Origin of the sequence: Candidatus Aegiribacteria sp., from assembly GCA_021108435.1 — a bacterium.
GTDB lineage: Bacteria > Fermentibacterota > Fermentibacteria > Fermentibacterales > JCC-6 > Aegiribacteria.
Genome location: JAIOQY010000200.1, coordinates 1 through 23,212, shown reverse-complemented (window position 1 = coordinate 23,212; position 23,212 = coordinate 1). Strand labels below are relative to the sequence as shown.

Below are 23,212 nucleotides of genomic sequence, written 5' to 3'. Positions count from 1 at the left end.
GTGAGAAAACATAATAATTATAGGAGCATTCCCCTTCCGGCGGCATCATACACTGACGCATCAATGTAAAAGAGCTCCAGTACAGCATTTCATGATCATGGTTTGAAAATGTTAAATTTGGGATGCTGCCGTAAATTTGTTCGGCGTCCTCTATAAAGCGGTGCAAATCAATCAACCTCAAACTTCTACATTCAGCGATAAGATTATTCACATCAGATTCGGATTCAGTCACTCCTCTGATTATCCGCAGATGAGAACTCTGTCCTGATGGGATTGATAGTGTTTTCTGCATGGCTGCTATTTCAACATCAGCCGCAGGAATAGCATTATATAGGCGATTGCTTAAAACATCGCTGAAAAAGACAGTGTTCTGAACGCTATACCTGCCGCTGTTGCCATGCGTGTTCGTAATTGAGAAAGAAGAATCGGCCAGATGAGTATACGCGCCAAAACCATCTGCTTCCGAATCAATAATGTAAACATTGATTAGATCTTCCTGATAAGGCACACCGTGGGAAATAGTCCATCCATCCGGTCTCTCTTTATGCTGAAAAATAAAACCGTCGTATTCAGAATCGATTATTGATACATCTGTGATTTCATCCGTATGATGATAGAAAAATGGATAAACGGTTAACTCCGCATCAGAAGCACTCTCATTTGTGATATGAATATCCTGTATAGCAATTCTTGAACTGTAAACATCAAAAAATATTTCTACGCGGATTCCCTCAAAAGGATAATAGTAATATTTAACTAAATCACTGTATGATGTTGTAATAAGCGGTTCCGCAAATAGTTCATTTAAGTAATATCGGAACTCTCCATTTAGTTTAAACCCGATGCAGAGGCTTCCGCCATTGTCCGTTTCGAAATCAATCCCGTCCTGCAAATCATACCATTTGAATATGTATCCTTCGTCAATAATAAATTCCGAACGGCTTAGCGGTGCAGCGTAAGTTGTATAGATAGGATCATCCTTTCCCGCTTCGAGATTGCTTAGATACGCCTGACTCTGCAGCGTTCCGGTTAAAATCATCATTACAATACAGGTAATGAAATGATATTCAGTGCGCATTCTTACTCCATTCAAGCAATGGGAAGGTGGATTTCCCGTCATGCTGCAATTCGCCCAAAACACGATATTTCTCTTTCTTTTTACTGCAAATTCTTAACCCAAACTAATAATGGCTTTGCTGATAAGGAATGCAGCCATCATTAACCATCTCCTTGAAGATCATCCTTCGCGCCTCCACATCAAACACGAAATCCGTTCCGAGAACACGTCCCCACCAGATCCTCCCGAACAGCAGCTTTTCGTTTATCCATTTCACAACCACACTGGATGAAGAATGATCAATCAGATCGATCAGTATTGGTTTTTCCTGTTCAGCATTTATAACAATCCTGGTTGACCATGGACCGCTTCGCCCAAAATCAGGCTCAACGAGCAGAAAATAGTAGGCTTCATTTCCTGAATAGACAGCCTCGGGCAGAATACTGGGAAATTCGCCAATGGAAAGAACAATCCTGTCCTCATACTCTTCCTCGAAGATCGTATGAAAAAGCCTCGGCGCACTCCACCTGGAAGGATCAGTGTGAGGCTCTTCTCCATTCCACAACATCGATTCCGGAACACCATCAGATACAAGCCCATTCTCGTGCCAATCAACATCCCGATCCGAATTTTCGTCCGTAAGCCCAGAACTTCCAGAAACTGAAACCATTGAAAAAGCCACAATCAGAAGTGAAAGCATTATTCTCATATTACATAATCTCCTTTTGAAATCAATGATACTGCTTGAAATACTTCCCGGTCAACGTCATTGCTGGCAAATTTCTGCAGGAAACCAGAATAACCAGAAACTCGTGGTTCCCGGGAGTGCCCGAAAACCTCACATCAGGACATATCTCTCCTTTGGAACCGGATTGCTGAATGGTTCTATCACCAGATCTTGTCAGTGGGTATTACCCATTTGCACAGAACCGTGTTGATTGAGAGGTATTTCAAGCATCTGCGAGAATCTTTCCTAATCTTTCTGAGGCTCCGTGGCCGATGCCAGTATGATCCTGTCAGGGGTAATCTATATATCCGTATCAAGAATGTGATCGCTGGAGAGCCGACTGGTTCGGCAGATTACGGTTGGTGCTACCTGATCATCTTCGGAACAATCCACACCCAGTGCCAGTGGGAAACCGATCTGAAGAGTTCTTCTTCAGTGCCTTACCTAAACTTACTGCTCCCACTCGTAGAAGTCGCTCACCAGGTCGTCAGTGTCGAAGGCCGCTAGTTCCTGATCGGTGAGCCACCGCTTCACGTAATCAGCCAAATCCAAGAGCTGCTCGTTGAGCAAGGCAATGTCCTTATCGGGCGCAGACTCGAACTCGCGTGCAACCAGCTTGCCGAGACTAATGCTCTTGCGCTCATCGAGGGTCGGGTCGCGGTTGTTGGCGGTCCAGCGACGAATCGCGTCGAGCTGCATGATGATGGACTCGATCGCGGGCCACTCGCCGACCTTGGGTGGCAACAGCTTCTTGGTCTCCTGGATTACATGATCGAGGAGAGGTCGGAAGTCGTCGCGTCCCTGAATGTGACGGTAGGTGAGTGGCATGGCGCTTCGCCCCTCACCATCTCAAACCGGGGATACTGATTCCTACCGAGAGGTTGAAACCAGGAATACGAATTTTGATTTCAAACAATCCCAGCAAATTTTCCCAAACAGCGTATTTGCCCAAGTATAACCTCCTAAATCCTGATGAGTTGTATACAGGTGTTTACATACTAAGTCAAGGACGATACCTCCAGAGCATTTCACCGGTTTCAGTGCGAAGCAGTGAGATATTAAAGGTTTACCAGAGAGAAACTCATTATCTCGAGGGTTTGTTCTTCGCTGTAGCCCAGCTGCTCCATCGCGCCTGAGGGACTCGAAGGTAAATCACTCCAACACGGGTTGTCAGAGTTCGTTCCTTGAAGCCGTTCCGATGCGTAGTACAGCCATTACCACGCTCATAGGGTTTACGACTTATATGCTTATCTAACTCTGCTTCTACAAGTTCTTGGATTTTATCTTCTCCCTAAACGACCACTAGGAATTCACAGACAAATAAGGACACAATCGTACCGGTATATACCTCAGGAAGAGATAGACATTGACAAGAATGCTTACTATTATATTATAAGATATAAATGCTGATGTGTTCTCTTAGCAAATAAATATACAGGTATATTGGAAGTAAATTGCATAAAATGCTGAAGGTTCTTAAACTGATAGTATTGGTTTTATTCATTCTTGCAGGTATTTCCTGCTTGACCGATCCGGTTGAACTGGGCGAACATGATGACTATGTGGCACAATTCGATCTGGTATGGAGTACCTACGACCAGGAATACATAGGATTCATCTTCCTGGATCTTGACTGGGATGCCGTATATGACCAGTACAGACCGGAGGTCGGCGAGATACAGAGCCAACAGGAGTTAGTAGATCTTCTCCTTCAAATGCTTGCTCTTCTTGAGGATCTTCATATATGGATTTTTGCTCCTGATGGACTTGTTTTCGGTTCATATTCACCTAGTGTTCAGGATAATTACAGAATGTCAGTCCTATGGACTTACATTGACAGTCTCTCAACGGGTGGATTCACATTCTGGGATGCTGATTCCACCTGGGGTTATGCAATGTTCGATTCCATTCCCTACGTTATGGTCACGGGTATGCACGAGTATCTTAACGTCGATCATTTGACTAACCTTATAGAAAATGTCCCCGATGCTCCGGCAATGATCATTGACGTAAGAATGAACTCAGGGGGTCACTCGTCGACTGCATATCAACTGTTACGGAGGATTTGCACTGAAGACGGACTGGCCTATTACTGGGTGTATCGCAACGGGCCGGAGCATGATGACCTTTCTGAACCAGAACCTGTTTACAATTATTCTTTAAGCACCTGCTTCGACCGGCCGGTGATAGTGCTGATAGGCGAGGGCTGCGCCAGTGCAACGGAGGGGTTCGCACTGAGAGCTGATGTGCTTCCCCATGTAATCCTGGCTGGAGATACCACAATGAGAGAGGTCAACGCTAACGATCCAATATATTCAGAACTGGCTGGTGGGTATGAGTATTCCCTCCCAATAGCTACAATTCTGTCTGCCGATAGCTCGACCTGGATACAGGAAACTGGTATTGCCCCGGATGTGTACATAGAGGCGACTATAGAGGATTTTAATCAAGGGATTGACCCTGTATTGGAATACGCCCTGGAGTGGGCGGCTTCACAATAGTGAATATACTGACCCGGAAAACAGGTGAGATCTCTATTTTGAATCGGGATTGGTTGAACAGGTTGTTAAAAGAGAACAGACATTATTCGAATATTCGCCGATCCCTTGTGATTTCACTTATCCTCCTTGTATTCGGGAATGCTCTGGCAGGTACCACCGGCAGGATTGCAGGAACAGTTACCAGCGCTGAAGGTAATCCTCTGGTCGGGGCCAGTGTGATAGTAGATGGAACACCCTATGGGGCAATAACCGATCCAAATGGAGAGTACTTCATCAATATTCTAACTCCCGCCGAATATTCTTTGTCCGCCAGGATGGTAGGTATGGCGGAGGTTACAAAAGAGGGGATTATTGTGGTTGCAGACCAGTCTACCACAGTAGACTTCTCTCTGCAGGAGCAGGCCGCAGGCAGAACAGTGATCAGAGTGACCGACCAGCGAAGTCTGATACTTCAGGACGTGCCATCTACGATATACGTGATCGACCGGGATGAAATTCGCCTGATGCCCGTGATTGGGTTACTCGATGTAGTGAGCAGGCAGCCCGGCATCGTCTCCAGAGGCGGAGCCATCCATGTTCGCGGAGGAAGAGCTGGAGAAGTCTCATTTCTGCTGGATGGGATTTCCACGCAGTCACCTTTATCAAATGCATTCATCTCCACTGTACCACTTATGGCCCTTTCCAGAACTTCGATAATAACCGGAGGCTTTCCCGCCGAGTATGGCAATGCAATGTCCGGTATCGTGAACATGATAACCAGAGATGGAGGAGATGACTTTGAAGCCAACCTGCAGGTGCGAACCGGAGAGATGACCGAGTTCGGTTATGAGAACATCTCCAGAAATTACTCCGAACCTTCGGAGAACAACAACTTCCGAAGTGACATGATTAATCTTGAATGTTCCATCGGAGGTCCCGAACCCGTAACAACCCACATTCTGCCTTCGATCGGGATAGAAATCCCCGGAGAGATGCGTTTCTTCGCTGCGGCCAGCTACATCAGAAGCGGACGAGATCTTCAGGACAGCAGGGGCTATTGGGAGAACAACTGGCAGAATGGAATAACAGCCTCGGGAAAGTTGACATACCGGCCGACGGGAAGGACCAGGATATCACTCCTGAGTTACTACACCTGGAGAAATATGGGTTGGGACGAGTGGCTATGGTCTCGATACGATCAGGCAGTCTACATCAATGATGAAATTCACCTTGGGGGGGATCCGGATTATGCGCTTCCCATAAAGTTCCAGGAGAACGCCGGAGCCACGATATCGCTCACGCATTCGTTCAGTGATATAATTTTTATGAACCTGAGCCTGAACCAGAACAGAACCTGTAACTGGAGGAGGGTAGAGGACCGGAACGGCGGTTACATAGGCGAAGGCTATGAGCCTAATGACTGGTACGTTTTCTTTCTACCACAACCGAGAATAGCTGATGAATTTGGTTTTTACCATTCAGGAATACATCCGGATGTATGGCTCGATTCGCGCAGCACCGTGACCAATCTGAAGTTTAATCTTACTTCCTTCCTGAATAGTAATATTGAACTTAAAACCGGGCTGGAAGCGAGGTATTACGATATTTACGACTATTCCGTCTATGTTGAGGATCAGGGAGACATCTACACCAGCTTGTGGAGAGCATATCCATTCTCCGGAGCATTATATGCCATGGCCAAGGTGGAATCATCCGGGGGACTTGTGGTGACTCCTGGCATCCGACTGGACATGTTTGATGCCAACACCGCAATGTACGAACTTGAAGAAGGGGGAAGTATCGATGTTTCCAGGAAGTACCAGCTGAGTCCGAGGCTCGGTATATCTCATCCTGTAACCGACCGTGATGTTTTCTTTTCCACCTACGGGCATTACTTCCAGATGGCCAACTTCAACCAGCTCTTCTACGGTACAGACTACAACCTGTCGGGATCATACAACATTATCGGAAATCCTGATCTCGATGCTCAGCGAACTATTGCATATGAGGCAGGGCTCAGACACAGGTTCAACGATCTCTCCTCAATTTCGGTTTCAGTATTCAACAAAGATGTGACCGGTCTGGTCCGAACGGCGAACAATTCCAGTGTGACCCCCGGGGAATACTATATATACGAGAACGACGATAGTCACGGCACTCTCAGGGGTCTGGAACTGAAATTTCTAAGGCTTCCCGGAAGTATCCTCTCGGGCAGCATGTCCTACACTTACTCGATATCCAAGGGTCGCTATTCCTCCTCGGTCGAGCAGCGGGGATACTCATCCAGCGGATTCACTTTCCCGCCACCGGAGGACAGCTACCTGGACTGGGACCAGAGGCATACCGCTGACGCTCAAGTAAACCTTGTTGTACCACGGGAAGAGGGACCTGAGCTGGGAGGGCTTCGGCCTTTTGAAGGAACCAGCTTGACCATCAGCTGGACATGGGGAAGTGGATTCCCCTACAGCCCTCCATCAGGTGGATCGGAACAGCCACAGGTGAATACGGAACGCTATCCCTTTACGATGGAGACAAATATAGGACTGACCAGGCAGTTCTGGCCGGGATTCTGTGAAATTGAACTGGGGCTAACCATCTACAATCTATTCAACAGGCAAAACCTGATCAGGATTTTCGATACGGGTTATTATATGGAAACCAGTGAACCCGGTGGAGTTTCCGGGAATCCTGGAACCTGGTCACCTGCCAGGCATATTATGCTGAGACTTGGAGTGAGCTTTTAACACAATGAACAGGAAATCCCGTTTACTGAATGTACTGATGACCTCTGTACAGGAATTCTCTTCTGGAATAGTCTTAATAATTACTCTTGCATTCCTTTTCGGATGTCACCAGGTTGCTGAGTTCGAAACAGGGGCAACTTCCGGGGTGAGCTTTGTAAGGACTTCCGACTACACGGTGGAGACTGTAGTGTCTGGTCTGGAGGGGGCAAGATCAATTTGCTCCAACGGTAACAACGAGTTCCTGGTGGCCACAACCGAAGGAGTTCTGTACAGAGTTAACTCACAGTCGATGGTTGTTGAAAGCTCCTTTCTGATTGGAATACCGTCCGGCAGCGGTTACAGCGAAATCATCAGATCTACGCAGGACAACTCGATATATATCCTCGGACCAGCAGGAAAGATCATCGAGTGGAGCCTGAATCACAACTATGTAATAGACGAGTTCTACACCGGACCGAATCCTGTAGACATCTGTGTTTCTCCCGATGGCAGCAACCACATCTTTGTTATCGATTCAGGGGACCAGACCATCAGGAAGGTAATGACATCATCTAACACAGTGATCGAAGAGTCCAACCTGTATCACACACCTTCCTCAGTATCCGGATACACTGCGTGTCCGGAATTTGTTCTGGTAGCCTGTTCAGATGATACAGGGTCAGTATGCCTGCTGGATGTTGAAACGCTCAACTTGCACACTGCAACATTCACTGGCATGCCATGTGGTGAAATCACCTCATCACAGAATGACAGCGTTTTCTGCATAATACATCCGGGAACGGGTTCTTCGGATGGAGGTGCTACCCTTGTAAGAGCCAGACCAGTCCCGGAATACATGGAATACTTTCCCATAGCAGGAACGCCAGTTTCGCTCTGTTCGTACCCCTATGGCAGCTATTTCTATATAGCGTCGCTCAAAGATGGCGATACTGTTATCACTGTGCTCAATGGGGATACATTCCAGGCGGAGACGGAATTCACTATAGACGGCTTTCCTTTTGATATCACCACCCATCGAAATGGAGAGTATCTTCTGGTTCTAACCTCGGATTAATTGTAAACTGCACGATTTATTGAATAAGAAGAATCCTTAGAAATCGTAGACCACCGGGTTTATCTGGGCAGGATTCTCGGGTGACCATGTTCTTGCTTTACCCTTTGAAATTCTGAACAGTGTCAGTGTATCCCATCCGAACTGCTCAACCACAGGTTTAAGAAAAGTGAATCTTGTTTCAACTATATGCTTCTTCAGTTCTTTATCATCGAGCATTTTTATTCTTCCTTGAATTCTCAGCTGCAGCTTTTCTTCCATGCTCCAGTAGCAGAGTTCCACCGAGGGATTTGCAAGCAGCTGTCCGCAGACATCCTTACCTGTACCGGTACAGAAGGTAAGACCGTTCTCATCAATATGCGGTGTGTCCATCGCTCTGACACGGGGTTCGGTCCCTTCTATGATAGCCATGTACGAAGTAGTATTGCGCCTGATGACAAACGGCTGCTCGATGAAGGAGATGACTTTCATCTCTCCTCCGCACTTCGGACATCTGAGAGCATCAACATCCCAAACCTTCTTCAGGAGAGTTGCCCACATTTGTCGAATGCGGCGGGAGCATGCGGGACGATCTTTCATGGAAGAGGCGCATGTGAAGCGACTTCAGGGTATGCTTCCAATCTGTGCCTCATGTAAGAAAGTCAGGGATGATGACGGTTACTGGAAGCAGATAGAGTCCTATATCTCAGATCACTCCAACGCGAGATTCTCTCACAGCCTCTGCCCCGAAGTGCATGATCAGGCTTCACGGCAAAGACTTTATGCGGGAGAGCTGAAGGAGTTTCCTGCCGGCAGGATGTCTTCAGAAGTGAAGGCACTTGGAATTTATTATGATATATTTATTGAAGGTAAGTAGCTAACATTTTCGGAGGTTTGATTTCATGTTTAAGAATACAGTTTTGACAGTTTTCATTCTGGTCATATTCACGGGCATTACAATTGCTGACTCGGTAACACTTTGCCCAACTGATGACGCCGATGTGTGGGAATACACACCCGATACTAATAGAGGCTCGGAAATAAGTTTCCAGGTCGGTTGTGGTGGCTCCGGGTATTGGAGGAATTCTCTCATCAAGTTCGACCTGTCCGCCTATTCCGGGGCAACTGTCAACAGCGCCATTCTACGTTTATGGGTTACTGGTTCGTATGGTGATTTTCCGACGGATAACATCTTTATTGTCAGGAATGACGCTGACTGGGACGAGTTGACCGTAACCTGGAATAACAAACCTACTTCTGCCGGGATTGCCCCCATAACCGCACCATCAACCTATGACTGGTGGGAAATTGATGTAACGGGTTGGGTTCAGGATTTTGTGGATGGGTCCTTTCCTAACTACGGCTTTCAAATACTGCAGAATGATACAGACTATGCAATATTTTCTATGGGAACGAAGGAAGGTCCGATAGATCCGGAACTGGTGTTGGATTTTGTACCGGTTTCCCTCGAACACACAACTTTCGGCAGGATAAAATCTCTATTTGATTAATGGATCAGTTAAGTCTTTCCAGCATCTGCTCCGCCATTCGTATCTTGTGGGAACTTTAACGGGCCGGAGTCGAGGAAGCTCTGAAGGTCTTCGCGTACGCCGCCTGTTTGTATTATGCCGAATCGGATTGCCACTGTAGATTCTCCTTCATATTGTCAGAGAGGTATCTTCGGGGGAAAGGATATTTTTCAGTAACCAACTACAATTATGCATATGACAAATCGTAGCGGGAGAACAGAACAGAAACGAAAATCCGTTAGGAGAGCGCTTATAAAAGTCATCCTGATAGCAGTGGTTGTTTACCTGGGAATTTGCGTTTACTTTTATCTGAACCAGAGAGCTTTCATCTACTTACCGCAGCAGGGGGTGCTGCACACCTGCGAGGAGCCGGTAGAAATTCGGAGCGGTGAAATCATCCTCAGGGGATGGGTAGTGAACGAGGGTAGTGACGAAGCTGTCATCTACTTCGGAGGAAACGCCGAGAGACCTGAAGCAAACATCCCCGACTTTAAACTTATCTTTGATAACCGGACCGTCTACCTGATCAACTACAGAGGCTACGGGGAGAGCGGCGGCAGCCCCACGGAAGAAGGTCTGTACGCGGATGCCCTTGCAATCTACGACCACATATCACAGAACCACTCGAAGGTTACCGTCATCGGCAGAAGCCTGGGTACAGGTGTGGCCACCTATCTGGCCTCTGTGAGAGAGGTGGACAAGCTGGTGCTGATAGAGCCTTTCGACTGCCTGGTTACCGTAGCCCGAGCAGCCTACCCGGTTCTGCCGGTAAGGTTCATGATAAAGGACCGCTACGATTCCGCAGGCAGGGCAGGAAGCATCACTGCAGAGACGCTTATAATTATGGCAGAGAAGGATGACGTAATACCCGGCTGGTCGACGGAGAGACTTATTTCGGAGTTTGATCAGGATATCCTGCAAATAGTCGTCATTAAGTATGCGACTCATAACGATATACAGAATTACCCGCAGTACTGCAGGGTGCTGGAGGAGTTTGTCACCTCCGAATGATTTCCGGTTCAGTCAGATACTGAATTGCATCGGAAGCATAGTGAACGGCCTGTCTTAGGGGAAATGGGAATGTAGGGATTCAGGAGCATTTGACCGGATTCACACCGAAACAGTACGATACACTGTAGAACGACTAAAGGTTTGCCAGTGAGAAATTCACCATTTCGAGGGTCTGTTCTTCGCTGTAACACAGCTGCTCCATGTAATTTGGATTTTCCGCCGTTCCGGGGACAGTACACCTGTCAATTTTTATCTACCAGGATATGTATAATTAATTCTACTCACGCTATTGGGCAAGTGTCGCAAGTGAAGTCCGGTCCCAATTGACGGTCCCAATTTAAAAGACCAAACGGATATTCAGACCGAATCCACCTGCACTAAGGTCTGTGTTTTCTATTATCCTGAAGGATGGCCTCCAATCAGCACTTATTGATATTGGAAATGTGAATCTATATTCGAAACCCAGTTCACCAACGACTCCGAGTTGAAATGGATCATCAAAAACCACAAAAGGTCCAAAACCAGCATACCAATTTAAAGCTTCTCTACCAAAACGTTTGTACAGGAAGTCCACGAGTAAATCAATACCTACACCATTTCCAAAAGATACGTCAGCATGAATCCGGCTATACTGTCCTATAGAAATTATAGCATCAACAGCTATATCACCACCCGACACATCTCCAAATCGGACACCTAGCTCACTTATTCCTGATGCAACTGATGCAATTAACAGTACTGATGCAATAAGTGCGAATAGCTTTTTCATTCTCTTTCTCCTGTTTTGTTTTCAGAATAATCTACCAATATCACTTTTTTTTTCAGTTTCTTTATCTCAAGTCAAGGATACCGGCAGTATTATTCCCGGTCAACGTTAAGATCTGGGATACTTTGAGGAAAGTTTTGCATGTGCTTCAAGTGACGTCTGACCCAAAGGCGTTAAAGATTCACCAGAGAGAAATCCACCAGCCTGAGATTTATGTGAACTTCCATGAAATACCTGTCTTCGTTGAGTGGCATCTTGAACATACTTGAGAATTTAACGCGTCTTCAAGAGACTTCATAAACCCTTCAAGAATGACCCGGTTAGAAGTAATCTCAATCCTGTCAGGGATTTTATATTATGGTTATTGTCTCAGTTATGATCAAGCATGCCAGTCTCACTAATTATACAAGATAGAAATAGAGCAACGCATAAGCGTATAAGTATTCATTGAAATTCGCAATCTGCATCTCGAAGCTTTGAATTGACATGACCTGACAATTATAGGTTTTGTCTTGTCAGATGAAAAAGCCGGCGGTGATATCGTCTTTCTTACTACTAATCGCTATTCTACCGGAAATGTAACAATAGTAATCTTGATTTCAAGCCATTCCGGGAATTTTCTCTAAATAGCATATTCGTCCGGGTATATGCAAAACGCGTCCACCAATCACCTCCCGGTGAAAGGTGAAGCGCCTGACAGCCAGATGTTCAGCTACTGCTGTGATCATAGCGCATGCACGGCTTCCCGGAAATGATGGATATGATAAAAAGAAGCAAAAGACTGAACATTCCTGAGACTGTTTTCATTGATCCACTTCAAATAACTTGCATCCTGATCCCCGGTTTCGTCCATATACCGATTATGTGAAGATATCTGTACACACATCAGGAGCTTACAGTATAGTATTCTAACTCATAAATTCAAAGGAGTAGCCAGCCGGACTAAAATGAGAATCTCCAATACTGTAACGAAATCAGCGATATCTCGTCTGTACGGATGAAGACATCGTATAATATATCCAAGAGTAATGGAAGGAGAAAAAAATGGGAGATGAGGGAGTTCGGATCATAGCTTTGCTCCTGTCGATAGGCGGACCGGTAATCCTTGCGTTGGTCATACTCATGAACAGACACCACCTAGCCCAGAAGAAGTATGAGAGGATCAATCAAGCGCTCGAATCAGGTAGGAGTCCCGAGGAAGTAGAGCGGATGATAAAGATGATGGAGAAGAGGAGAGTTCCCCGGCGTAGAACCGGTTTTTTCAGGACCGGTTTTGTCGTGATCGGGCTGAGTCTCTCTTCGCTCGTGGTAGGTCTTGTTATCGGCGTTGAAGCGTGTCTGGCCGCGGCTGGTGCTGGACTGGTATTCGGACTGGCACTTATTGCGGTCTGGTACATGATGGATCGAAACACGAAAACGGAATAGAGAGTTGATAACCGACCCGGACAGGCTGAGCGATGTCAGGTTAGCCTGCGAGGGCGACAGACAGGCCTTCGGCAGGTTGATCGATGATTACGGCGGGTTGGTGCACACTCTGCTTCTGCGGATGGTTAACGACCGGGACACCGCACTGGACCTGGCGCAGGAGACGTTCGTGAAAGCCTGGACCAAACTCCGCAGCCTTCGGAAGCACGAGAGCTTTCCGTCGTGGATATGCTCAACCGCTCGGCGGACAGCACTGGATCACCTCCGCAGAAAAAGGATCAGGAAGGAAGTCAGCATGTCTGAGGAAGATTTCGTCAAGAGCTCCTTCGAATGTGAACCAGAGCTTTCAGAAGAGGGTATTATTCTGCTCGAGCAAGCTGTATGCAGGCTCTCCGAACGCGACAAACAGCTTATCACTCTCGCCTACTGGAAAGAGTTGAGTCTTATGGAAGTTGGACGTATCATGGGGATACCGGAGCCTAATGTCCGCGTTTACCTCCACCGGGCCAGAAAGAAACTGAGAGAACTCCTGAGAGGACACGAGGATGAACTCCTGCAGCAGATCGACTAGCGTACTCTCCTACCTTATGGGTGAGCAGAATGAGAGTGACAGATCGCTCTTCGAGAAGCACCTTGAGGGTTGCCCCATCTGCCAACGCGAACTCAAGCTCGAGCGTTCCCTGCAGAACGGACTCGTCGAATGCACGCTGCAGGATGCAGCACCACCGGATCTTAAGTTGAATGTTCTCTCGAAGATCCTGACCATGCGCCCGCCTCAATTCCCGATCTGGCAGATGGTGGTCACACTTCTTTCCGGAGCAGCTTTATTCACGGTCCTGCTGCGAATCCTGCACGACTCGAGCGTGCCCGAAACAGGTATCGAACTGCTGTCTACCCTCATCGATAATGCACTCGCAGCTGTCGATAACAATAATTCCGTTCCCCTGATGATCGGGGTGGGAATCGTACTCATGGGAATTCTTTCGGTAGTGGCTTCGCTGGTACAGGAAGAGTAGAGCAATTGAAGACACACCTGCCCCCTGATGCCTGGTCTGGAAGGTTTCAACCGACTTCTATCTCGGGCACGTCATCCTGCCAAAGAACGTAGTCAGCACACGGCTCGCAGACGAGGTCTAGGGTCTTCTCAGAGATCGAGGTATTTGAGAATCCGCCTGATAACTGAAGGCTGCACAATGAAGGAGATAACTTTCATCTCTCCTCCGCACTTCGGACACTTCAAGATGATATCTGCTGGTAAAGCGTGAAAACACATCATATTACCGCTATTGTTAACTGTATTGTCATCAAAAGCGTGAAAATACACCATGTTTCCGTTGCGGTTTTCTATATTGTTGCCAAAAGCGTGAAAAATTGTTAAATTCAAGTTATGGGAAAAGTAATGAGTGTCTATAAGAAAATTGATTCATTGAGAGAACGGTATTATCAATCTGCTCGCAATAAGGATTCCTTGCTTAAACTAATCAGTGAAGCAGAGGTTGCAGAACAGGTCTATAATTCAAATGCTATTGAAAACAGCACCCTGAGTTTGGAGGAAACTGAGAAAATACTCCTTCATCTCGATTTAGACCGATATGTCTCCGGACGCGAATTATTCGAAGCTCGGAACCTGGCTCGAGTAGTTACATACATAGACACAAAAGCAAAGGAGCAGGAACTGAACCTGGAAATGATACTGCTTCTGCATAAAATGTTGATAACGAATATTCGCGATGATATAGCAGGTCGGTTCAGGAAAATTGATGAATGGGTAAGAGTTGCAAATCATATCGCTTCTGATCCTAAACACATTACAGACAAACTTGAGAACATGTTTATCAGATACAATTCTTCGGTGAATGAGAGTATTATAAAAAGAATTGCTGTCTTCCATCTCAGTTTTGAACACATCCATCCGTTTGTCGATGGTAATGGGAGAATAGGAAGGGTGCTTAACAACTTTTTACTGATCCGCGAAGGTTATGTACCTATAAACATTAAATTCATCGACCGTACATTGTACTATGATGCCTTTGAAGAGTTTGACAGAAATAGCAGCAGTTCGATTATGGAAGAAATAGTTGGGAAAGCAATTACCAGCAGTTATCATAAACGATTAGCCTATCTGGATGGAATGGACATCATTACTCTTAACGAATACGCAAAGCAGAATAATCTTTCGCACTCGAATTTAATCAATAAAGCAAAACGCCAAACCATTGAAGCTTTCCTGGAAAAGGGAGTATGGAAAATTGGTGATCCAACCAGTTAAGCAAGAAATGAATGAAACAGGAACTCGCAATTTATCTGAATTGATTTATTTCTCAAGAGCTGGATAAAGGAATGGCGACCCCAACAGGCAAAACTTCAAACCCCTTTTTGGAAATTGTTGCTGAAATATAGTAAGTTGTAGAAAGATTCATATAAGAGTAAACTGGTATGAATCTTCATCCCGGTCTGAAGAAACGTACACAACTGTAGCTTTTCCGGCTTTACAAGACCATTTGACCGGATGCACAGCGAAGCAGTGCGCTACACCGTAGAATGGCTAAAGGTTTACCAGGGAGAAATTCACCATTTCGAGGGTTTGTTCTTCACTGTAGCCCAGCTGCTCCATCGCGCCGGAGGGACAGACTGTGGAACAGCTACCGCAGCCTTTGCAGAGAGCCGTATTGATTGAGCAGACCTGTCTGCCGTTCTTCCATATCAGGCTCGGGGCGATGTAGGGACATACGGAAACGCACATTCCGCATCCTATGCAGACGTCGGGGTCCACACTGGCTATATTGGCCACTGACAGATACTTGTCAGAGCTTATGATGATGCAGGCCCGTTCTGCGGCAGCCTTGGCCTGAGAAACGGTCTCATCCATGTTCTTGGGTGAATGAGCAAGTCCGGCAAGGAATATTCCCTCAAGACAGAACGAGAAATACAACCGAAGATCATCGAGCAGGTTTATAGTCTCAGGAATATAAGGATGTTTCCGCTTGCCATAAGTTCATGCTTCCATCCAGCATGGAAGGGATACAGTCCTGATGCCCGCAGGAAGAAGACCCAACACCAGCACCTTCACTCATGACTGGATCTTGTAGGACGATCAGGACTCCTTGTGACTGAACCTGTACTGTTTGCTTCCTCATCAACCTAAATACAATTTCTATCGCTGGCAGGGGAACTATTCCATGCGTATTACCCAAAACACAAATTATGTTTTTGCATAGAATTATTTTCCGTGCGTCTTTCCATGCGAGGTGTAAAATAGCCGACAGCAGCAGACAGTATGGAAAAGAAATCAATACCATGATGAAGATGAATTATTAGACAGCCAACATTTTATTCAGTGAAGCCAATCGAGAGTTGTACTTTGCTACAGTGCGTAGGGCCTCATCAGCAGTGATTCGATCTGCTTTGCTACTTTCAATAAGCTCAGAGATCAAGCTACAACACTTTTCTGACAACTCTCTTATCTCGTTTTGGATGATACGGTTTCGTCGCACCTGAATACGGGCAGTCCGGTTAAGTTTCATCAGCTTAATCACATATTTGGCTGGATCCTGCAGAGAGTGTAAAGACCCATCAGTACTCACTGTAAAGTACTCTCTTCGAGATTCTTTGAAAGGGTCGACAAAACCAGTTCTGCCTTCATGTGAACACGCATTTATTTTCTTGGAAGCAGGCCACTTGTACGATTTAAGGCGATTACATTTTGGACAGGCGAGAACTAGATTGGCTGGGTTATCAGTTAGTTGAGGAAAGTATTTCTGTGGGCGGAAATGGTCTAGATGCATCCCCTCATAGCCAATCTCTGCATGTTTGATGTCACAATAAACACAACGACCTCCACAGTCTTCCTGAATCTCAATGCGATAATTAGAATAACGAGAGACATACCCATCACCATTGCCAATATAAGTTGATCGCCGTTTTATGATTGGATAAAACAGATCATCGATTGTCATTACTTCTTCTCCGGTTTATTCTGATCAGATTCAATATCCTGACGAAGACGATCCAGTAACTCAGACTGCTGGTCAAGTTTTCCCTTCAACTTCTCAGCCCATACGAACTCATCGGCAAGAATAACTTTCGACCTTCGATAATCGAGTTCTTGCATTTCTTTCATCTCATCGGAATTCAACTCACGTTCAAGCGATGCTCGAAGCAATTCATCGAATCGAATCTCTCTGTCTGACATGATAACATTATACACATCAACATGACGGCGAACTCTCGCCTTCAAGGTATTAATGTAGTTATCATCATAGAGATTGTCTTTCTCCAAAACATATTCAACCTGGTAATCCAAATCACCAATATCATCCTGATGATTTGTCAGAATGTAAATTGGAAGTATTGGGAATAAACCTCGAACTCTCTCGATTAGGTCTATACCAGTGTATTCCGCCATTCCAGTGGATTTCAAGCGCTGATCAACCACAAGAGCCACCAGGTTCTGCTGACTACAAATATGATCAATCATTTCACCCAGCTTTCTTTCAGGGGCTTTAGGAATAACAAAGATTTCGTCTCCAAAACACTCCTGAAGAAACACAGTAAAAATAGAGAGAGCTCTTGGCTCCTCGTCAATCCAGAGTACTTTCTTCTGATTATTCATTCTTTCCACTGCCTCCACTTCGCGGAGCAACAGGAATCCGAATGACAAACTCGGCTCCACCAAGAGACCCATTTGGAATCACTTTGATTGATCCACCAGCATGATCCTCAATGAAAGTCTTCACGATCGCAAGCCCCATACCTGTCCCCTCTACATTACCCTTCCTATCTCGCTTGGTGCTGAATATCGGATGAAATATCTGCTCTTCCGTTCCAGCTTCAATACCACATCCAGAGTCAGAAAAAGTCAACTCAATGTGTGCATCAATCTGTTTCAACCCAATAACAATTCTTCTCTTCTCTGCCGGAGTATCTGTAAGAGCAGTAACTGAGTTTGTTAACAGGTTGACAATGATACTTTCAAGATCGATCTCAAATGCTCTTACCGGTAGTATGTGTTCCTCTACCTCCGAGCAGTCAATATCGATGTTTTGTCGTCTAAGTGACTTATCCATTGCCTTGAACAGCAAATGAATTACTTTAGCCAAGTTGACATTAGTTCGCTTGCGCTTGTCAGGGCGTACATTACCCAATGCGAATCCAGCAAATGTTTTTATGAATTCTGTACTATCCTTGATTATTTTAATCTTTTCCATAAATTCGTCATCATACGGAGCTATCATATGAAAATGACCTTGTTGGTACGCTCGCAAAAGAAGAACTGCACTTGCCGCTGCAAGATTAGTGTATTCCTTTGCTTCATGACCAAAACAAACTGTCAGAATGCCCAATGACGCAAGATTGGCCATTGTATCCTTGTCGTCTTGCATCTCCTTGATTTCCTGCTCAATTGACCTTTGCATTTCATCGGCAGCAGTTACCACTTTTGAGAAATCAGCAAGGAGACTCTTAAAACCCTCTGTGCTTTGATTCTTAGTAGATGCTTTCTTTACGGCGTTATTCAACTTCTCCCGGTATTCATCCTGAATAGCGGTATACACAGATTTGGCTTTTTCTGTTGGTTTCGGTTCGCTACGCTTGACAGCACTTTTGTGAATTTGTTGCTCGAAAAAGGTGATTGCCTTTAAAACTGCACCCCTTAAGTCAAAGAAAGCATCTCCTTCGACTATTCCCTCACGATTAGTCTGATCTACAAGTTCAGGATTACTCTCTCTGCTGATGAAGATCGCTCCAACAACTTGGTGTGGTCCAATTTTCCAGCCATTTTGGGTCACACCCCCAGGGCTTCTAGAACGCCTAAGGCCAAGATCCAGCCAGTCACCCTTTCCTGTGGTTTCGCCATAGGGGCGAACTCGAAAATTGTCACGATATATGCGCACCCCACTGTTCGCATACATGAAAGTCGTCCAGTCCTTGTGCGAGAAACTGAGTTCCTTTAATCCTGGTGCGGTTGCTGGAATAAAAAACAAGACTAACTTGAACTCTCCGCATCGTGGTTCACCGCTTCTATCCTTTAGCCATTCCTGCCAGTCGTGTGGGCCGTCTATACAATCTTCACCGAAGAGAGTAGATGATGCTCTTGCTGTAACTTGACCGTCTTCAGTCACTTCGAAGTCAAGTTTCCATAAAGCACTTTCTAGCATTCCAGGTGATATCAATGGCCCATCGAGTTCCTTGATGCCTGTTTTCAATTCAATAGTAAAATCATCAATGCCTTCAAATGGAGAAACAAGGAGACTAAGCTCCTGCCTGAGAACTTTCAGGAAATCTTCAGACCATTCATCTTTCAAGTCATGCATTATTAGACGAGTGCCGTGGTCATCAGCTTCGGGAAATGAGTCGGTTTCTTCCAAAGCAATCCGGTAAATGTCGTGTTTTATTTCTGAAAGAGTTTTACCCTTTTGTTCATACTTAGTCCAATCTATCCTGGCCTCAATTGTATCTGTCATGGAAGATGTTTTTGTTCGTACTGTGAGAGTTTTGCACAATCGATCAATACCCATCCTTCCAAGACCCTTTGATCCAGTAAGTATCCTGTTCTTTTTTGACCTTGATACGTCCGTCTTGGAGTCAGTACCAATACGCATCCAATGATTAGCAAATGAATCAGAATCCATCCCTTCACCATCATCCTGAATCAAAAGCCATGCATCCGGTTGGCCAAGATTGTGAAATTCAATAATCACTTTATTTGCATCTGCATCGTATGCATTCTTGACCAGCTCGGATACCGCCACAACCGAGCTGGAAATACTCTCACGGCCAAGCTGAATAGGAACGCGTGCTTCTATTTCAAATGGTAGACTTTCAATCAGTTTGGGCATGAATCTTCTCCTGAATATTGATCTCCTTTACAGCTCCAACAGTCAAATGACGACAACGCATTCGCCGATTAAGAAACCTGTTGGTCTCTGCGCTTCTCAACAATTTCAACAGCCTTTTACAAGCACGTAAACCGCCCTTACGAGGACTTGCAGCAATTAGATGATTCTCCACTGCCACCGCTTCTTTGCCTATAACAATTGTTGCTGCCGCTCTTTCTCTGTCGGATGGACTGGAAGTCCGTCTGATCGCAACAAATGGTGGGTTAATCTTCCGACCGACATATCCGCAACGATCCTTAAACTCACTGACAATTCCCCAGCGTGGTAAGTTCGAAGGGCAAGCAAATGGATATTCTTTTCCGGCAATCTCATCCCTGTAAGGCACCACAGAACCAACTCTCACGTCAAATAAAGAGCCAACGGTAAGAACTGTCGGTTCATCCGTTTGTGTTCTCCAGTTAATTTGATTCTCCCCCGACTTTTGCGTAGACAATCTTGATGCGGCAAGCAGAAAAACATCAACATCGGTCTTTGTGTCAAACTGTCCGCTGAGTGTTACTTCTGCAGTGAAATTCTCTTCGAGCCAAGCTCTCCATTTCTCGTATCGAGTACCACATCTCAACACTTCAGGAAGAATAGCAATCAAAGTACAATTCTCTGGAATACGCTGTAAATAGTATTCAACAAAAAGAGCAGCTTCATTCAGCTTCCCCCCGGCCCACTGGCAATTTGCTGGAGCAGGAACTGATCTGAACGGAGGATTCATTAATACATGAGTACATTTTTCTGGAGGAACCGACCTAAGACCATCACCCTGTTTAATCCCATACAACAAATCTTTCAGCTCATCCAGAGAATCTCCGTTGAGTTGAACCCCCCTGCTTATAGCCTCAAGAATAATACGCAATTTAGTAGCCTCAACGAATTCCGGGAAGAGATCGCACCCATACAATACCCTGCCCCATTCTCGTAAGGTATCAGCAAGTGTCGTCTTCACCGTAAGTTTCTTTGTAAACGCAGTAAGCAGGCTTCCTGCCCCACAAGCAGGATCCAGAATAAGCCCATGGTCTGAAACCGACCCAGTTGCCCTACCTGCCAGAACATCACCTGTAAAAAAACTCCCCGCCTTTCGCAAACGGTCAATCGGGATAATGCGTCGTAACTCATCAGCAACCATATCAGCAGTTACCTGCAATTCTGTCTGCACATGCAATTTCCCAAGAACAATCTCATGATACAGTTTTGTAAGACTTACATTGTAATCATTGAATGCGCGCATGGATTCATTCATAGAGTGCTTCTCTTCTCTAAAATATTGTAATAAATCTTCACGCAACCCGATTGTACCAACATAACTACTCTCAACATCCAGCCAAGATTAAAAGAATCCCAAAATTCAGTCTATGCTTTCAGTAAAATATAAGGAAACTGGATTTCTCTCCATTTCAGAATCAGCTTCCAATATAGCTTTTCTGTTCCCTTTTTCTCATTTGCTTTATCTGAAGTCAAGGATACCGCCATAAATATTCCCGGTCAACGTCAATACTGTCTAGTTTACGCCAGTAATCCTGCAACAAAAACAAACCTCTCCCTGAAACTGGATCACCATTATCCGCACAAGAGATGTATACATATGTTTACCTCTCAGGTCAAGGACAATCCTCCAGAAGATATCTGACGATGAATGATACAATGAAAGATTCCTTGAACCGATCCTATCAGCAGATTCTACCCTATTGATCCTTTTAACTACTACGAAGAGGAAATGGGAATGAAGAGATTCCAGAGCATTTTACCGGTTTCAGTGCGAAGCAGTGAGATGCTAAAGGTTTACCAGGGAGAAATCCACCATATCGAGGGTTTGTTCTTCGTTGTAGCCCAGTTGCTCCATCGCGCCTGAGGGGCAGACTGTGGAACAGCTACCACATCCCGCGCAGAAGTCCTCGTCCAGGATGCTCTTCCACCCTGCTGAACGCCGCCGCCTAATCTGCGAGCAGGCTCAAGAGCAGTTAAATCTGCCAGCCGCATCGCTGGAGAAGGATTACTGGGTGTGCTGGATTCTCCGAGAACTCTTCAGTATTCCAGAATGGGGCCAGAACATCAAGTTCAAAGGTGGTACATCTCTCTCGAAGTGCTGGAGTCTGATCAACCGGTTCTCCGAGGTGATCCAATGAATAAGATTCTTGCAGCTTCGCAATATCCAAATAGATTTCACATTGTTGCGAAATAGATCTGTCTATCAACAAACTTACAGTTGTGTCTCCTAAATATTCTTTGCATAGCTAAGTTATCACTTTCAGTAGATCCCATGTATTTCTCAACATCATTCTGACCAAGCACCTCAAGGCCACGAGCGTGAAGAATTGTACCATATCCTTCACCACGAACATCTTCGAATACTGCAACAACAAGTAGTGTTCCCTCTTCTTCTCCATCATATATACTTGGCAATACAACTCCTACAGGGGTATCATCTAAAAATGCTATCTCCCACGATTCCATCTGAGTCTCGCTTCCATCACCCAGGGATTTCATTCTATCAAGCAGGCTATTTGGAGCAGCAACTTCACTGAACAAATCAGTTCCAGCAACTGATTTATTCAAAACTGCTTCAATATATTCACTATCAAAGCCAGCAAAGGACCTGAAGCTAATTTTCGAAGTATATGGAGAGCTGTATCCATTAACATTTCTTTCAACAAATACTTTTTCATTGCTTACAACAAACCCGGAATACTTAAGTAACTTATTAATGTACTCTTCGCTTTCTCGCCTCCAAGATAGAACTTCTATTCCGTCAACAGCAAAAGATGCATACAAATATTCGCCAAAGGCATTATTAACAACTTCGCTATCTTTGCTAGCAGAATCTATAGTCTCAATTGAGTATATTTTGTCGTCCAGAAACACACCAAACAATCGTCCAATGAGACTCTTTTCATCTGAAAATGCAAGTAAGAAACATCTCTTATCAATATTGCTGTGCTTATTATATCGCTTATCAAATTTAAGCTTGTATTGTTCAGATAATTCAGACTCATCATCCATAGAGAACCATAAGTCAAACTCATTTAATTCAAGTTCTCTGATTATTATATTTCCAGTCATTATTATTTATCCTTTTTACTATCCGATTACACTAGTGTCCCATTAACGTAAATTATCACTCCAGTATTTTATGTGTTACCAGTAACATAGAGCAATATTTTCTTGTACACGATTTGAACGCACTTCCTCCATATTATCTACTATACCACGGATGGAGGATGTATGCATTTAGGGCGTTTGGTCTTTTCACAATTGATGGATTATTTGCCAAGAGAGGCTTTCGATCGCTGTGTAAGCAAGTATTCCGGTAATTCCTACGTAAAACATTTCAGATGCAGGAGTCAATTCTACTGTATGGCTTTCGGTCAACTCACTTACAGGAACGGCCTCCGGGATATTGTTGCATGTTTAAATGCAAACCATAACAAGCTTTACCATATGGGATTACGTGGAGGGGTGTCTCTCAACAATCTCTCCAACGCCAACATGAATCGGGACTGGCGTATCTATGCCGAATTTGCTCAAGTACTCATCGATATTGCCATCAAGCTCTACGCCG

25 protein-coding genes are annotated in these 23,212 nt (G+C 45.1%); 12 read left to right on the top strand and 13 right to left on the bottom strand.

The genetic code is table 11. The features are described from left to right. The 4 genes from K8R76_12200 to K8R76_12185 all read right to left on the bottom strand — a co-directional run. Positions 1-1,078 (bottom strand): hypothetical protein (locus K8R76_12200; protein ID MCD4848939.1); only part of this gene is annotated, 1,078 nt, incomplete at its 3' end. A 103-nt stretch (positions 1,079-1,181) separates the two neighbouring features. Then, entirely contained in the window at positions 1,182-1,766 is a 585-nt protein-coding gene (locus K8R76_12195; protein MCD4848938.1) for a hypothetical protein, read from the bottom strand. A gap of 468 nt (positions 1,767-2,234) precedes the next feature. After that, entirely contained in the window at positions 2,235-2,612 is a 378-nt protein-coding gene (locus K8R76_12190) for a hypothetical protein (protein ID MCD4848937.1), read from the bottom strand. Between the two features lie 256 nt (positions 2,613-2,868). Beyond that, positions 2,869-3,063, bottom strand: a complete 195-nt coding sequence (locus K8R76_12185) for a transposase (protein MCD4848936.1) — start codon at positions 3,061-3,063, stop codon at positions 2,869-2,871. Between the two features lie 184 nt (positions 3,064-3,247). On the opposite strand from K8R76_12185, the gene K8R76_12180 reads away from it, so the two are divergent. The 3 genes from K8R76_12180 to K8R76_12170 are packed head-to-tail and all read left to right on the top strand — an operon-like array spanning position 3,248 to position 8,062. Next, a complete protein-coding gene (locus K8R76_12180) occupies positions 3,248-4,285 on the top strand; it encodes a hypothetical protein (GenBank protein MCD4848935.1) in 1,038 nt (345 codons plus the stop codon). Next, positions 4,285-7,008, top strand: coding sequence for a TonB-dependent receptor (locus K8R76_12175; GenBank protein ID MCD4848934.1), 2,724 nt, complete (start codon positions 4,285-4,287; stop codon positions 7,006-7,008). The genes K8R76_12180 and K8R76_12175 overlap by 1 nt, the downstream gene beginning before the upstream one ends. A gap of 37 nt (positions 7,009-7,045) precedes the next feature. After that, positions 7,046-8,062, top strand: coding sequence for a hypothetical protein (locus K8R76_12170; GenBank protein MCD4848933.1), 1,017 nt, complete (start codon positions 7,046-7,048; stop codon positions 8,060-8,062). Between the two features lie 36 nt (positions 8,063-8,098). Here the strand turns inward: K8R76_12170 and K8R76_12165 are convergent, their stop codons facing one another. Continuing rightward, on the bottom strand, positions 8,099-8,638 hold the full coding sequence (locus K8R76_12165) for a pyridoxamine 5'-phosphate oxidase family protein (protein MCD4848932.1): 540 nt from the start codon (positions 8,636-8,638) through the stop codon (positions 8,099-8,101). A gap of 13 nt (positions 8,639-8,651) precedes the next feature. Here K8R76_12165 and K8R76_12160 point away from each other — a divergent pair, with 13 nt between their 5' ends. From K8R76_12160 to K8R76_12150, 3 genes are all read left to right on the top strand, one after another. Further along, entirely contained in the window at positions 8,652-8,915 is a 264-nt protein-coding gene (locus K8R76_12160) for a hypothetical protein (protein MCD4848931.1), read from the top strand. 25 nt (positions 8,916-8,940) lie between these two features. Next, entirely contained in the window at positions 8,941-9,549 is a 609-nt protein-coding gene (locus K8R76_12155) for a DNRLRE domain-containing protein (GenBank protein MCD4848930.1), read from the top strand. A 270-nt stretch (positions 9,550-9,819) separates the two neighbouring features. Beyond that, on the top strand, positions 9,820-10,578 hold the full coding sequence (locus K8R76_12150) for an alpha/beta hydrolase (GenBank protein MCD4848929.1): 759 nt from the start codon (positions 9,820-9,822) through the stop codon (positions 10,576-10,578). A 337-nt stretch (positions 10,579-10,915) separates the two neighbouring features. Here the strand turns inward: K8R76_12150 and K8R76_12145 are convergent, their stop codons facing one another. Continuing rightward, positions 10,916-11,347: an outer membrane insertion C- signal gene (locus K8R76_12145; protein MCD4848928.1), complete on the bottom strand. Its 432-nt coding sequence runs from the start codon at positions 11,345-11,347 to the stop codon at positions 10,916-10,918. A 1,041-nt stretch (positions 11,348-12,388) separates the two neighbouring features. Here K8R76_12145 and K8R76_12140 point away from each other — a divergent pair. The 4 genes from K8R76_12140 (at position 12,389) to K8R76_12125 (ending at position 15,038) form a co-directional block, all read left to right on the top strand. Next, positions 12,389-12,769, top strand: coding sequence for a hypothetical protein (locus tag K8R76_12140; protein MCD4848927.1), 381 nt, complete (start codon positions 12,389-12,391; stop codon positions 12,767-12,769). Positions 12,770-12,773: 4 nt separating this feature from the next. Further along, complete coding sequence (locus K8R76_12135) at positions 12,774-13,340, top strand: RNA polymerase sigma factor (protein ID MCD4848926.1); 567 nt, start codon at positions 12,774-12,776, stop codon at positions 13,338-13,340. Next, on the top strand, positions 13,315-13,785 hold the full coding sequence (locus K8R76_12130) for a hypothetical protein (protein ID MCD4848925.1): 471 nt from the start codon (positions 13,315-13,317) through the stop codon (positions 13,783-13,785). Before K8R76_12135 ends, K8R76_12130 begins: the two co-directional genes overlap by 26 nt. A gap of 371 nt (positions 13,786-14,156) precedes the next feature. Beyond that, a complete protein-coding gene (locus tag K8R76_12125) occupies positions 14,157-15,038 on the top strand; it encodes a Fic family protein (protein ID MCD4848924.1) in 882 nt (293 codons plus the stop codon). Between the two features lie 276 nt (positions 15,039-15,314). On the opposite strand, the gene K8R76_12120 is transcribed toward K8R76_12125, so the two are convergent. The 6 genes from K8R76_12120 to K8R76_12095 all read right to left on the bottom strand — a co-directional run bounded on the left by K8R76_12120 (position 15,315) and on the right by K8R76_12095 (position 21,592). Continuing rightward, entirely contained in the window at positions 15,315-15,701 is a 387-nt protein-coding gene (locus K8R76_12120) for a 4Fe-4S binding protein (GenBank protein MCD4848923.1), read from the bottom strand. A 382-nt stretch (positions 15,702-16,083) separates the two neighbouring features. Then, positions 16,084-16,725, bottom strand: a complete 642-nt coding sequence (locus K8R76_12115) for an HNH endonuclease (protein ID MCD4848922.1) — start codon at positions 16,723-16,725, stop codon at positions 16,084-16,086. Beyond that, a complete protein-coding gene (locus tag K8R76_12110) occupies positions 16,725-17,381 on the bottom strand; it encodes a hypothetical protein (protein MCD4848921.1) in 657 nt (218 codons plus the stop codon). Before K8R76_12110 ends, K8R76_12115 begins: the two co-directional genes overlap by 1 nt. After that, a complete protein-coding gene (locus K8R76_12105; GenBank protein ID MCD4848920.1) occupies positions 17,374-19,605 on the bottom strand; it encodes an ATP-binding protein in 2,232 nt (743 codons plus the stop codon). The genes K8R76_12110 and K8R76_12105 overlap by 8 nt, the downstream gene beginning before the upstream one ends. Continuing rightward, positions 19,589-20,896, bottom strand: a complete 1,308-nt coding sequence (locus K8R76_12100) for an SAM-dependent DNA methyltransferase (protein MCD4848919.1) — start codon at positions 20,894-20,896, stop codon at positions 19,589-19,591. Before K8R76_12100 ends, K8R76_12105 begins: the two co-directional genes overlap by 17 nt. A gap of 531 nt (positions 20,897-21,427) precedes the next feature. Further along, positions 21,428-21,592: a 4Fe-4S binding protein gene (locus tag K8R76_12095; protein MCD4848918.1), complete on the bottom strand. Its 165-nt coding sequence runs from the start codon at positions 21,590-21,592 to the stop codon at positions 21,428-21,430. Here K8R76_12095 and K8R76_12090 point away from each other — a divergent pair. Then, the gene (locus K8R76_12090; protein ID MCD4848917.1) at positions 21,558-21,779 is read left to right on the top strand and encodes a nucleotidyl transferase AbiEii/AbiGii toxin family protein; all 222 of its coding nucleotides are present in this window, start codon (positions 21,558-21,560) and stop codon (positions 21,777-21,779) included. The genes K8R76_12095 and K8R76_12090 overlap by 35 nt on opposite strands. Before the next feature lie 37 nt (positions 21,780-21,816). Here the strand turns inward: K8R76_12090 and K8R76_12085 are convergent, their stop codons facing one another. Next, positions 21,817-22,713, bottom strand: coding sequence for a GNAT family N-acetyltransferase (locus K8R76_12085; GenBank protein ID MCD4848916.1), 897 nt, complete (start codon positions 22,711-22,713; stop codon positions 21,817-21,819). A gap of 162 nt (positions 22,714-22,875) precedes the next feature. On the opposite strand from K8R76_12085, the gene K8R76_12080 reads away from it, so the two are divergent. Then, positions 22,876-23,212, top strand: a 337-nt coding sequence (locus K8R76_12080; GenBank protein MCD4848915.1) for a DUF4372 domain-containing protein, incomplete at its 3' end; no start/stop codon positions are given.

Bases quoted from the DNA above. Each gene is read 5' to 3' on its own strand.
- K8R76_12195 (MCD4848938.1), bottom strand. From the start codon at position 1,766: ATGAGAATAATGCTTTCACTTCTGATTGTGGCTTTTTCAATGGTTTCA.
- K8R76_12190 (MCD4848937.1), bottom strand. From the start codon at position 2,612: ATGCCACTCACCTACCGTCACATTCAGGGACGCGACGACTTCCGACCT.
- K8R76_12180 (MCD4848935.1), top strand. From the start codon at position 3,248: ATGCTGAAGGTTCTTAAACTGATAGTATTGGTTTTATTCATTCTTGCA.
- K8R76_12170 (MCD4848933.1), top strand. From the start codon at position 7,046: ATGACCTCTGTACAGGAATTCTCTTCTGGAATAGTCTTAATAATTACT.
- K8R76_12165 (MCD4848932.1), bottom strand. From the start codon at position 8,638: ATGAAAGATCGTCCCGCATGCTCCCGCCGCATTCGACAAATGTGGGCA.
- K8R76_12155 (MCD4848930.1), top strand. From the start codon at position 8,941: ATGTTTAAGAATACAGTTTTGACAGTTTTCATTCTGGTCATATTCACG.
- K8R76_12145 (MCD4848928.1), bottom strand. From the start codon at position 11,347: ATGAAAAAGCTATTCGCACTTATTGCATCAGTACTGTTAATTGCATCA.
- K8R76_12140 (MCD4848927.1), top strand. From the start codon at position 12,389: ATGGGAGATGAGGGAGTTCGGATCATAGCTTTGCTCCTGTCGATAGGC.
- K8R76_12130 (MCD4848925.1), top strand. From the start codon at position 13,315: ATGAACTCCTGCAGCAGATCGACTAGCGTACTCTCCTACCTTATGGGT.
- K8R76_12125 (MCD4848924.1), top strand. From the start codon at position 14,157: ATGGGAAAAGTAATGAGTGTCTATAAGAAAATTGATTCATTGAGAGAA.
- K8R76_12115 (MCD4848922.1), bottom strand. From the start codon at position 16,725: ATGACAATCGATGATCTGTTTTATCCAATCATAAAACGGCGATCAACT.
- K8R76_12110 (MCD4848921.1), bottom strand. From the start codon at position 17,381: ATGAATAATCAGAAGAAAGTACTCTGGATTGACGAGGAGCCAAGAGCT.
- K8R76_12105 (MCD4848920.1), bottom strand. From the start codon at position 19,605: ATGCCCAAACTGATTGAAAGTCTACCATTTGAAATAGAAGCACGCGTT.
- K8R76_12100 (MCD4848919.1), bottom strand. From the start codon at position 20,896: ATGAATGAATCCATGCGCGCATTCAATGATTACAATGTAAGTCTTACA.
- K8R76_12090 (MCD4848917.1), top strand. From the start codon at position 21,558: ATGCTCTTCCACCCTGCTGAACGCCGCCGCCTAATCTGCGAGCAGGCT.
- K8R76_12085 (MCD4848916.1), bottom strand. From the start codon at position 22,713: ATGACTGGAAATATAATAATCAGAGAACTTGAATTAAATGAGTTTGAC.